Raw genomic sequence first — 11,382 nt, forward strand, 5'->3', positions numbered from 1 at the left:
AGCCGAAGGGTTCGGCTTTTTGCAATAGCCTTTTTACGCGCGGGCTTGTTTTTCCTGGTCGCTGAACCACTCGAACAGGATCAGGCCGACGATGGAACCCACCGGAAACACGCACACGCAAATGATCACCCACAGCACCGGCGAACGCCCCAGCCGTTGCGCCGACAAGCCGATGAACACCAGGTGCACGATGAAGCTGACCGCGATGCCGACGCCGGCCAAGATCATCAGCGGCACCGAGTCCAGCGTATGTTTGTTCAGCGGCGGCAGGAAGGCGGCCACGCACAGCACCCACGCGATCAGCGAGACAGTGGCGGCGGCGATCGGTTGTTGTGCTCGGGCGATTTGCATAGGTGACTCCTCCAGTAAGCGGCTATGCTGCCACGAACTAGTCACAAATGCAACGCGGGTTATTTGGTGGGAGGCAGTTGGATGACGATGGGTGCCGGCACGGCGGCCGACGTGGCCTTAGGCGGCACCGCGTTGTTCAGCACAAAGGTCATCACTGTGATAGCTGCCAGTCCAGCGCCGGTTACCATGCCAACGATCCACTTGATCATTGTGGCGCTGAGATTAGCCAAGTCCGCCTTGGTAGCCATATTGGCGTCCATGTGATCGAGGCGGGTCTCGATCTTTATCACGCGCTCACGCGTCTCGGCGATCGATTCTTCCAGCCCAGTGAGTTTTGTCTCGATGTCCATGCTCACATCTTAGGCCGCCGTCCCCGCCGCAGGCAAGCTCAGCAGCTTTGACTTAACGCAAAGAGGTCAGCGCCGAGGCCAGGACGATGCTGCCGATGGCCAGCCATTGGGTCAGCGTCAGATGTTCGCCCAGCACCACGAAGCCGGCCAGCGCGCTGAGCGCCGGCGCGGCGCTGCTGAACATGCTGAAGGTGCGCGACGACAGCGTGCGCATCGACAGCATCTCCAGCGTGTACGGCAAGGCGCTGGACATCACCGCGATCGCCAGGCCGATCAGCAGATACGCCGGCGTCAACAGCGCCGCGCCGCCATACCAGCCGCCGATCGGCACGATGAACAGCGACGCCGCCAGCATCGCCCACGCCACCGACTGCCCGCCATGCATCACCGACACCCGCTTGCCGTACACGATGTACAAGGCCCAGCACACCGCCGCGCCTGCCGCGTACAGCACGCCGACCGGATCGAGCTGGTCGACCTTGCCATGAATCGGCAACAGGAAATACAAGCCCACCGCGGCCAGGCAGACCGCGGCGAAATCGCGCGGCCGGCGCGACGACAGCACCGCCACCGTCAACGGCCCGGCCACTTCGATCGCCACCGCGATGCCCAGCGGGATGCGGTCGAAGGAGCGGTAGATCAGCAGGTTCATCAGGCCGATCACACTGCCGTAGATCGCCACGTTGACACCCTGCGCCCACGTCAGCGGCGTGCGCCACGGGCGGAAGATCAGCAGCATCAGCACCGCAGCGATGCCGACCCGGTAAGCCGTCACGCCTTCCACGCCGACCAGCGGGAACAGATGCTTGGCCATCGCCGCGCCGAAGTTCAGCGACAGCTGGCTGGTCAACAGCGCGAAGCCTGCCAGCAGAGCGCTGCCGCCCGCGTGTTGTTTGGTATCGGTCATCCTATTTTGCCGACAGGCCGAGCTTCAACGCGACCGGCTTGCCGGTGCCGCCCTCCACCGGTTCCGGCCCGGTGGTCTGCGCGGCGGCGGCATCGACGCCCTCGCCCTTCAACGCGGCCAGGATCGCGGCCGAACGCTTCGCGCCCAGTTGCGGCAAGGCGTCCGCCGGCAGCGGCTGCTTCTGCTCCAGGCGCTCCTGCAGCTTGGCGTAGAAGGCCGTCGCGTCCGCCACTTGCGGCTCGCCCTGCACCAGCTTGCCCAGACGCTGCAGCATCGGCAGTTTCTTTTGCGCGGCATCGGCAGCGGCCGCATCGGCGCCGGCGGCTGCACCGGCGGCGGCTTCGGCGGCCTTCTTCTGCTTGTCCAGCTCGGCCGCGCCGAAGCGTTCGGCGTACAGGTCTCGCACCGCGCCGCGCACTTTGCGCTGGCCCATGTCGAGCGGGCCAGGCTGCTCGCCCGCCGCCAGCTTGATGTCGGCGCGCGCCAGCACCACGCGGCGCAGCGCTTGCGCGCGCAGGGCCGCGCCGTCCGCCTGTTCGCTGTACTGGCCCGGCACCGACAGCTTCAGCTGCGCCTTCTTCGCCAGGATCTGCGCCACCTGCTTGAGCTTCTCGCGCTCCGGCGGCAGCAGCGTGTCGCTGCCCGGATCGAAGTCGATGGACTCCAGCTTGTCTCCGCTGATGCCGAACAGATTGCCCAGCGCGCGGAACGGCGAGGTGACGATCTTGCTCATGATGTTGCCGATCGCCTTCCACACCACCGAGCCGTAGCTGAACTGCGGATCGTTCATGTTGCCTGAGACCGGCACGCCGAGGTCGATGCGGCCGTCGCTGTCCTTCAGGATGGCCAGCGCCAGTTCCAGCGGCAGCTTGAGCGCGTCCGGGCTGTCGATGCGTTCGCCCAGGGTCAGATTGTCGAGCACGATGTGGTTGTTGCCTTCGAGCTGGCCCTTGGCGACCTTGTACTCCAGGTCCAGCGAGATCTTGCCCTGCGCGATCTTGTAGCCGGCGAACTTCATGCTGTACGGCGAGGCCGACACCATGTCGACGTTCTTGAACACGACGTTGATGTCGGTGTTGTCGGCCGGGACGAAGGGGTTGAGCTTGCCGCGTATGCGCGCCAGGCCGTAGTCGTCGACGCGGCCGTCCAGCTCGATCTGGCTGCTGGCGTCGCGCTTGGACGACAGACCGGTGATCACGCCGCCCAATTCATAAATCTTGGCGGCGAATTGCGGCCGCAAGCTCAGGTCGGTGAAGGCCAGCTTGGCGTTCTCGAAGCGCACGCGGCGCACCTTCACCGGGAACGGATCGGCGGCCGGCGCGGCGGACTTGCCGGCGGACGCGGCGGCCGGCGCCGATGCGACGGCGGGCTTGGTAGCGGGCGCCGGCGCGGCAGGCTGCGTCACCAGCAAGCGCTGGGCGTTGAAGCTGCGGTCGTTCTCGATGATGAGGGTGGCGTCCGGCTCGATGACGCGCAGCTCGGCCACGTCCAGCAGATCCGGCGACAGGCCGAAGGCCAGCTTGTCGGCGCGCACCGATTTCCAGTGGGCGAAGCGGTCGTTGTCTTCCTCGTTCAGGGCGAGCTCGGCCACTTCCAGCGAGCCGTCGTAGCGCAAGCCGGGATCGGCCTTACCGCCGGCGCCGGTGTGCAAGCGGCCTTGGCCCGAGATGCTGCCGTCGGCGATCTTCAGCTTGACGTATTTGGACAATAGCGGCTGCACCGGCGCGATCGCCAGCTTGGTCAGCTTGAGGTCGGTATCGACAGCGCCGGTGGATGGCACCACCTTGCCCTTGGCCGTCAGCTGCCCGCCTTCGCGCAGCGCCACCGCGCCGTCGAATGCCAGCGGCTTCTTCAGGTCGGTGCTGGCGTCGGTCAGCTTGAGATTGAAGTCTTGCAGATTGCCCTTGATACCGCTGCTCGCGTCATCGTAGCGCGCGCCAAACTTGTTGAACTCGACGGTCTTGATATTGGCGGTCCACGGTGCCGAGGCCGGCGCATTCTTGGCCGGCGGCTGCGCGCCCCTGCCCGCTTTCGGGAAGGTGTCCAGGAACCGGAACCGGCCCTTGCTGTCGCGCGACAGGTCCAGCTGGCCGCCGTCGAAATGCAGACGGCCAAGGCTGGCGCGGTGCGCGGCCAGGTCGATCTCGCCGCCTTCGAAGCCCAGTTGCGCCAGCTTGAGCGGCGTCATCGCGCCACTGCTCAGCGACAGGTTGTCCACCGAGAAGGCCGCGTCGGCGATGTTCAGCTTGAGGCCATCGGTGGTGGGTTCGGCCTGCAGTTGCAGGTTCAGTTTCAACTTGTCCGCGTTGAATTTCAGCGCGGGGCTGACAGTCTCGTCCACCGCCGCCACGGCGATATCGTCCAGCGCGAGCTGCTTGAGCTGGACTTTCCAGTTACCCGCCGGCGCAGGCTTGGCCGTCGCCGCAGGCGTGGCCGCCACCGCAGATGCGGACTTGGCCGCAGCAGCAGGCGTCGCCGCCACCGCAGACGCGGACTTGGCTGCCGCCGCCGGTGCGGACGTGGCGGCTACCGCAGATGCGGCCCCGGCCGCAGTCGCTGGCGCGGGCTTCGCCGCCTGTGCTGGCGCGGCAGGCACCATCAGGTTCGCCACATCCAGCTCGCCCTTGGCATCGCGGCGTACCGCCAGCGTCCCGTCGTTGACGTGAAGGCCGCCAACGGTCACCGTACGCTTGAGCAGATCCACGCCCACATCGCTGACATCGAACTGCTTCAACTTGACGAACGCCTCGGCCGCGCCATCGCGCTTGACCACCAGATCGTTCAACGCCAGCCCGGCGCCGGACAGGTTGGCCTCCAGCTGCCCATCCTTGTAAGCGAACTTGTACGGCAGCTTGGCCGACAAGCGCCCATCAACCACCGCCACCCGCGCAAACGACTTCAGGTAAGTCGACATCCCCGGCAGCGCCACGGCATCGAGCGTCAACACGCCGCTGCCACCAATCGGATTAAGCGCGTTCGTGCCCTTCCAGCGCAGCTTGCCGCCCAGGCCGGCGTCCGCGCTCAGCGTGTAATCGCCGTTCTCATCGGGCAGCGTGCTCAGGTTGTTCAGCGTGAACGCGATAGGCGCAAAGGTATCGTTGTAGCCCGCATGCCGGTCATGCATGTCGACCTTGCCCTGCTCCAGCGCGAAATGCTCGATGATCAGGCGCGGCATGCCGCTGTCGCTGTCATCGTGCTTGCGCTTGTTAAGCGTCTCGACAAACTCGGCGATATTGAACTTGCCATCCGGCGCAATAGCCAGTTGCACCGTCGGCGCAACGATGCGGATATCGGCGAAACTCCAGGCGCGGCGCAGCAGCGAGCGCCACTGCATCTCCACCTCCAGCCCGCCGACGCCGAACAACGGCGCACCATTGGCCTCGGTCAGCTGGCACTGCTGCACGGCCAACCGCAACGTGAAGGGATTGAAGCTGACCTCACCGATGCTGGCCTTGCGCTCCAGCTCTGTCTCGACAAACTTTGGAAGCTGGCTCTTGATCGCATAAGGCAGCAGCCAGCCGCCCGCCAGCGCATACACACCCATCGCGCCGGCCACGCCCACGCCCCATCGCTTCCATCGTTTGTTCAAAGCCTGCAAACTATTCCCCTGAAAATTTCTCTCACAGGCAACAGTATAGCAAGCATGGCAATACCGGGCTTAGTTGAACACGGAACAGTATTGCTGGTTGTCCTCGATATTCTGGCCCGGCTGACCATCGGCCGAGATCACCTTCAGCCAGCCATCGGGCTTGGCTTGCGTCGGCTTCTTGCCGCAGTTGGTGTGCACCCAGTGGATGCCCACGCCGCCGTCCGTGTACAACTGGCCGCAGGCTTCCACCCGGTCGTTCACGCGGATGCCGCTCAGCGAAGCCGGCACGGTCTTCTGGTTCGGCACGAAGCCGCTGGCGAAGACATTATCGATAGCGACATCGTAGACCTTGCCGTCCTGGTCCGATTTCATCTTCAGGTGCGTGTGCGACAACTCCACTCCCTTGCGGAACTGGCCGTGCGAAAACTTCGGCCCCTTCACCACCACACCGCTGCGATAACTGCCGGCGGACGCCGAACACGAGGCGGCTTCATCGGCATGGGCGGCAAACGCACCTAGCAACGCGCAAGCAAGCAATAGCTGTTTCATGTGATCTCCTTGATGAGGTTAAGAACAGCCATTATCCCTCACCCGCTACTTGCCGCGCCAGACCGTGCCGATGGACAGCGACGCCAGCTTCTTGCGCCGCCCGTACCACAGGTTGACCACGCCGCGCGAGACGAACACCGCCGAGAACATCGACGTCAGGATACCCAGGCAATGCACCACCGCGAAGCCGCGTATCGCGCCGGAGCCGAACACCCACAACGCCACGCCGACAATCAAGGTGGTGACGTTGGAATCGAGGATGGTGGCCCACGCCCGGTCGAAGCCGGTTGCGATGGCCTGCTGCGGCGTGGCCCCGCCGCGCAGCTCCTCGCGGATGCGCTCGTTGATCAGCACGTTGGCGTCGATCGCCATGCCCAGCGCCAGCGCGATCGCGGCGATGCCGGGCAAGGTCAGCGTGGCCTGCATCAGCGACAGCAAGGCCAGCAGCAGCAACAAGTTGCAGGCCAGCGCCAGCACGCTGAAGAAACCGAACAGCATGTAGTAGCCGATCATGAACACGGCAATCGCGGCGAAGCCGTAGATCGTCGAATGCAGGCCCTTGGCGACATTCTCCGCACCCAGCTGCGGGCCGATGGTGCGTTCCTCGATGATCTCCATCGGCGCCGACAACGCGCCCGAGCGCAGCATCAGCGCCAGGTCGGCCGCGTTCTGCGCGGTGCCGACGCCGGTAGTGCGGAAGTGCGCGTTGAGCTCGCTGGTCAGCGTGGCCACCGAGATCACCTCCGGCTTCCCGGTCTTTTCAATCAGCACGATGGCCATGTGCTTGCCAACGCGGTCGCTGGTGGCGGCCGACATCTTGCGTCCGCCCGCGGTGTTGAGGTCGATGAACACGGCCGGCTGGTTATTCTCGTCCTGGCCGGCGGTGGCGCTGGTGATGTAGTCGCCGGTCAGCACGACGTCCTTGTACAGCACTGCCGGCGCATCCCTGCCCATCGTGTACAGCTGCGAGTTGAGCGGAATCTCCGCGCCCATTTCCGTGCCGCGCGTGATCGTCTCATCGACCATGTGCACTTCCAGCGTGGCCGTGCGGCCGATGACGGCGCGGGCGCGCGCCACGTCCTGCTCGCCAGGCAGTTGCACCACGATGCGGTCCGGCCCCTGCTGCTGGATGATGGGCTCGGCAACGCCCAACTGGTTCACCCGCTTGGACAAGGTCGCGATATTCTGCGCCACGCCTTCGTTGATGGTCTGCTGCAGCGCCTCGGGTTTGAGCCGCACAACGGTCTTCAGCTGCGCGCCATCGGCGACATCGGCCAGCAGCAGCTCGGGACCCTGGCCGGCGATCAGGTCGTGGGCCTTCTGGCGCGTGGCCTCGTCGCGGAAGCTGATCTCTATCGTCTCGCCGACGCGTGTCATCCCACCATGGAACACGGACTTGTCGCGCAACACGCTGCGCAGCGAGGACTGCACGCCCTGCAGCTTCTTGTCCAGCACGGCCTTGGTGTCGACCTGCATCAGGAAGTGGACGCCGCCGCGCAGGTCCAGGCCCAGGTACATCGGCAACGCGTGCAGTTTCTGCATCCACTGCGGCGTGTCGGACAGCAGGTTCAGCGCGACCAGATAGTTGGGGTCGGCGGTATCGGCGTTCAAGCCCTTCTCCAGCACCGACTTGGCGCGGAACTGCGTGTCGGGATCGGCGAAGCGCGCGCGCACCGAGGCGTGCTCGCCATCGAAGGCCACGGCGCTGAACGGCACCTGCGCCTGCTTGAGCACCGTCTCGACCTTGCCAACCAGCTCCGCGCCCACGCGCACGCTGGCCTTGTCGCTGCTGATCTGCAGCGCCGGCGACTGTCCAAAATAATTGGGCGCGGTGTAGAGCGCGCCCAACAACACCGTGATCACAATCACGATGTACTTCCACAGCGGGTAACGGTTCATCTTAATCGCTTTTTAAGAAAAGACCGACCTAAGCTGCGGCTGCCTGCATCGATTGCAAGCCCGACAATTAATTATTTTTCACATCCCCCGCCTGGCTGTATTTGCGGAACTGCTCGCGCATGTGGCGCACCTTGGCCGCCAGATTGGTGTCCTGCATGGCGTACAGGTCCAGCCGCGCGGCGTAGTCCGGCGTCATCATCCAGCCGAAGGTTTCGGCCTTGTCCTCTTCCTGGCCGTAGCTGGAATACAGGCTGACCACGCCCGGCTTGGCGTGGCCGACGTCCTGCAGGTTCTTGCCGTAGAACGTGGCGCCGCCCTTGCCGTAGGTGAGCTCCGCCGGATTGAGCGCCAGCCACGCGGGATCGGCGTGGTAGTAGTCGTTGTGCTCGCGGTAGTCGATGAAGTGGTAGAACTCGTGATGCACGCGCATCTCCATGCCGGCCGGGCACAGCTTGGCGCTGTTGTCGGCGTAGGCCACGCTGTCGACCTCGGCCATCGGCATCGCCAGCCGGCGCTGGCCGCCCACCGCCAGCTCCTTCACCAGCACGATGTTGTGCAGGCGGACGTTGGCGAAGAACGAAGACGGATAACGCTCCAGTCCCGGCAGCACCACGCTCAGCAGGCGATGCAGGCGCTGGCGGTCCGGCTCGCTGTCGGTGAAGGCCTCGGCGCTGGCCCCTTCGCTGTTGAGCTCCCACTGCGCGTTCAGGTTCAGCGCGGCCAGGCGGCGCGTGGCGGCCTCGCGCAGCTGCGCCAGCGTGGCGTCGGCCGGCGCCACGCTCGGGTATTGCAAGTCCCAGTGGCATTCGACGCGCAAGGCATCGTTGTTGTGGTCGATAGGCGCGATGGTGCTGCAGGCCGACAGCAGCAGCGCAATCGACGCAAGAAGAATTCTGTACATGGAAAAAACTCATAGAGCGGCGCCGGCACTGGGCCGGCGCCTGGGTTGATTACTTGAACTTGTAGTTGGCGGTCAGCTGCACGTAGCGGCCGAGCTGGCTATGGTAGGAGGTGCCGTAGCCCTGCAGGTAGGCCAGCTGGCTGGCGTCCATCGGCGCTTCCTTGTTGGCCAGGTTCTGCACCGACAGCGACAGCTCCAGGTTGCGGAAGCCCTTGTAGCCGATGTAGGCGCTGGCCGTCAGCCACGAGTGGACGTCGCACAGCTGCGGGTTGGCCGCCTGGAACGAGCAGGCCGTGTCCGGCGTGCTCTTGACCGAGTAGCCGCCCACGTAGTTCCAGTTGACGCTGGCATCCCACGGGCCACGATCCCAGGCCACGCCGGCGCGGCCGCGGTTCTTCGGCTGCAGGTAGTAGCCGACGTAGTCGACCGGATCGTTGCCGGGCACGTCGGTGCTCTCGTAGCTGTTCATGCGGTTGTAGCTGGCGGTCAGCGACACGCGGCCCCAGTTGCCCACGGTGAAGCTGCCGCGCGCGTCCACGTCCACGCCGCGCGTCTGCGTCGACGACAGGTTGGCGGTGATCAGGCTCAGGTGATCGAGCTTGCCGCTGACCGGATTGCGCACGATGCGGTCGGCAAACTTGGCCTCGTTCTCCAGCAGGTAACTGGCGCTGATGGTGGACAGCTCGTCGCGCCGCTTGATGTGGTAAGCGTCTACCGACAGCGACCAGCCCGGCACCGGCTCGGCCACGAAGCCCACCGTCAGGCTCCTGGACTTCTCGGCCTTGATGTCGGGATTGGCGCCGGTGGTGTAGGCCACGTAGCGTTCGCAGTCGTCGTTACCGGCGGTGAACACCGGGCAGCGCTTGGGATCGAGCACCTTGGTGTAGCCGTTGGTGTTCCCGGCGTGCAGCTCCGGCAGCGACGGCGCGCGGAAGCCTTCGGCGTAGGTGCTGCGCAAGGCCAGCTGCGGTATCGGGCTCCATTTGATGCCGGCCTTGGGCGTGAAGGCCGAGCCGAAATCGCTGTAGCGGTCGGACCGCGCGGCCAGGCTCAGCTCGACCGTCTTGAGCACCGGCGCCGACAATTCGCCATACGCGGCGGTCACGCTGCGCGAGCCGTTGGCGCCGGTCATGCCGATCAGCTGGATCGAGCCGTCGGTGAACAGCTGGTCCGGCATGGCGTCGAATTTCTCGTGGCGGTACTCGGCGCCGACCGCGATCGACAGCGGCCCACCCGGCAGCGTGAACAGCTCGCGGTTGCCGTGCACGTCGACGCTGCTGGTGCTGGTGTCGGCATGGTTGTTCAGCTCGGGATACAGGCGCGCCATCAGCGACGGATCGTTGCCGCCCGGGTTGTGCAGCAGGAAGCTGTTGCGCACCAGGCCGTCCGCGTCGAGCACGTCGTTGATCAGCACCTTGTCCTGGATGTAGCCGTGGTAGCGCGTGTCGGTCAGCGAGCGCGAGAACATGGCGGCCGCCTCCACGTCCCACTTGCCCAGCGTGCCGCGCGCGCCCAGCGTGCCGCGCATGTTGCGGCTCTCGCTGGCGATGGTGGTCGGCACGTCGTTGAACAGGTAACGCACGCCGACCGTCTTGCCCCACTTGTTCTGCGGATGGCTGGCCGGCAGCAGCAGGTAGCTGATGGTGGTGCCCGGCGCGTTGCCGTACAGGCCGTACTTGTCGACCAGGTCGTTGGTGTAGGCGCCGTAGGAGTTGGTGGCGTAGCTGTACATGCTGGACATCTGGCGGCTGCGGCTGAGCGCGGCGTCGCCGAACATTTCCCAGCCACGGCCCAGGTCGTAGGTCAGCGCGGTGTAGATGTTGTCGCGCTGGCTCTTCGATTGCAGCGTGACGGCGCTGGTGTTGTCGTTGATGCAGCGGCCGTTCAGCGGCGAGCCGGCGTCCACCAGCGCCGGGCAGTCGCCGATGATGCCGAGGAAGGTGCCGCCGGTGGTGCCGGACGCGGTGTAGGCGTTGCTGGAGAACGACGAGCGGCGGTCGGCCAGGCCGTAGCGGCGGAAGTCGGAATCCTTGGTGCGCGGACGGGCGTTGACCAACACCGGGCTGGTGTCGCGGTGGGACAGGCTCAGCAGCCAGTTGTAGCCGTCCTGCGCCAGCGTGCCCTTGCCGTAGGTCAGGCCGATGTCGCCGGTGTTGCCGTCGTGGTAGGCCGAGGTGCCGCCCGAGACCTTCAGCGCCAGCCCCTCGTAGTTCTTGCGCAGGATGATGTTGATGACGCCGCCGATGGCGTCGGCGCCGTAGATCGCCGAGGCGCCGTCCAGCAGCACCTCGATGCGCTCGACGGCGTCGACCGGGATCGAATTGGTGTCGACGAAGGAGGCCGAGCCGAAGCCGAACGGCGCCACGCGGCGGCCGTTGATCAGCGTCAGCGTCGAGCCCGCGCCCAGGCCGCGCAGCGAGATGCCGGCCGAGCCGAAGGCCTGGCCGGGCGTGCCTTCCGACGTGTAGGCGCCGCTGTTACCGGCCGGCAGGTCGCGCAGCACGTCGCTGATGGTGGCCGCGCCGGAACGGGCGATCTGCTCGGCTGTGATAACCTGCACCGCCGACGCGGTTTCCGCATCGACGCGCTTGATGCGCGAGCCGGTGATTTCCACGCGCGGCGGCGCGTCGGCGCTGACCTGGGCGGCGGCGGTCAAGGGGGCGGCGCCTGCGCACAGCAGGGCGACGGCACGAACGATGGGACGAATTTGCAACATGGACACTCCGTGACAGTTTGATGAAAGGACTTCAACTGACACGGAGTGTGTTTTGTCGGCGTGCTCAGGTCACGGACAGGACTGCTGTTTTTGTACTAAGCTGCTGGCATTCCCATGCCG

General features: G+C 65.6%; 8 protein-coding genes. All 8 read right to left on the reverse strand.

Features of this window, described 5'->3' with window-relative positions; all coding sequences use genetic code 11:
- Positions 1–33: 33 nt before the first annotated feature.
- The 8 genes from ACUJB0_RS26760 to ACUJB0_RS26795 all read right to left on the reverse strand — a co-directional run bounded on the left by ACUJB0_RS26760 (position 34) and on the right by ACUJB0_RS26795 (position 11,262).
- Positions 34–351 carry a hypothetical protein gene (locus ACUJB0_RS26760; protein WP_444847890.1) on the reverse strand — a complete coding sequence of 106 codons (318 nt, stop codon included), beginning with the start codon at positions 349–351 and terminating at the stop codon, positions 34–36.
- A gap of 59 nt (positions 352–410) precedes the next feature.
- A complete protein-coding gene (locus ACUJB0_RS26765; RefSeq protein ID WP_444847891.1) occupies positions 411–701 on the reverse strand; it encodes a hypothetical protein in 291 nt (96 codons plus the stop codon).
- A gap of 52 nt (positions 702–753) precedes the next feature.
- A complete protein-coding gene (locus ACUJB0_RS26770; RefSeq protein ID WP_444847892.1) occupies positions 754–1,608 on the reverse strand; it encodes an EamA family transporter in 855 nt (284 codons plus the stop codon).
- 1 nt (position 1,609) lies between these two features.
- The gene (locus ACUJB0_RS26775) at positions 1,610–5,197 is read right to left on the reverse strand and encodes a DUF748 domain-containing protein (protein WP_444847893.1); all 3,588 of its coding nucleotides are present in this window, start codon (positions 5,195–5,197) and stop codon (positions 1,610–1,612) included.
- Positions 5,198–5,266: 69 nt separating this feature from the next.
- Positions 5,267–5,746 carry a hypothetical protein gene (locus ACUJB0_RS26780; RefSeq protein ID WP_444847894.1) on the reverse strand — a complete coding sequence of 160 codons (480 nt, stop codon included), beginning with the start codon at positions 5,744–5,746 and terminating at the stop codon, positions 5,267–5,269.
- A 45-nt stretch (positions 5,747–5,791) separates the two neighbouring features.
- The gene (gene secD / locus ACUJB0_RS26785; protein WP_444847895.1) at positions 5,792–7,645 is read right to left on the reverse strand and encodes a protein translocase subunit SecD; all 1,854 of its coding nucleotides are present in this window, start codon (positions 7,643–7,645) and stop codon (positions 5,792–5,794) included.
- Positions 7,646–7,712: 67 nt separating this feature from the next.
- Positions 7,713–8,546: a hypothetical protein gene (locus tag ACUJB0_RS26790; RefSeq protein ID WP_444847896.1), complete on the reverse strand. Its 834-nt coding sequence runs from the start codon at positions 8,544–8,546 to the stop codon at positions 7,713–7,715.
- A gap of 49 nt (positions 8,547–8,595) precedes the next feature.
- Complete coding sequence (locus ACUJB0_RS26795) at positions 8,596–11,262, reverse strand: TonB-dependent receptor (RefSeq protein ID WP_444847897.1); 2,667 nt, start codon at positions 11,260–11,262, stop codon at positions 8,596–8,598.
- Between the last annotated feature and the right edge of the window lie 120 nt (positions 11,263–11,382).

The organism is Duganella caerulea (assembly GCF_040362985.1).
GTDB classification, from domain to species: Bacteria; Pseudomonadota; Gammaproteobacteria; order Burkholderiales; family Burkholderiaceae_D; genus Rugamonas; species Rugamonas vulcania.

Coding starts and splice junctions, on each gene's coding strand:
- ACUJB0_RS26760 (WP_444847890.1), bottom strand. CDS start 351: ATGCAAATCGCCCGAGCACAACAACCGATCGCCGCCGCCACTGTCTCG.
- ACUJB0_RS26765 (WP_444847891.1), bottom strand. CDS start 701: ATGGACATCGAGACAAAACTCACTGGGCTGGAAGAATCGATCGCCGAG.
- ACUJB0_RS26770 (WP_444847892.1), bottom strand. CDS start 1,608: ATGACCGATACCAAACAACACGCGGGCGGCAGCGCTCTGCTGGCAGGC.
- ACUJB0_RS26780 (WP_444847894.1), bottom strand. CDS start 5,746: ATGAAACAGCTATTGCTTGCTTGCGCGTTGCTAGGTGCGTTTGCCGCC.
- secD (WP_444847895.1), bottom strand. CDS start 7,645: ATGAACCGTTACCCGCTGTGGAAGTACATCGTGATTGTGATCACGGTG.
- ACUJB0_RS26790 (WP_444847896.1), bottom strand. CDS start 8,546: ATGTACAGAATTCTTCTTGCGTCGATTGCGCTGCTGCTGTCGGCCTGC.
- ACUJB0_RS26795 (WP_444847897.1), bottom strand. CDS start 11,262: ATGTTGCAAATTCGTCCCATCGTTCGTGCCGTCGCCCTGCTGTGCGCA.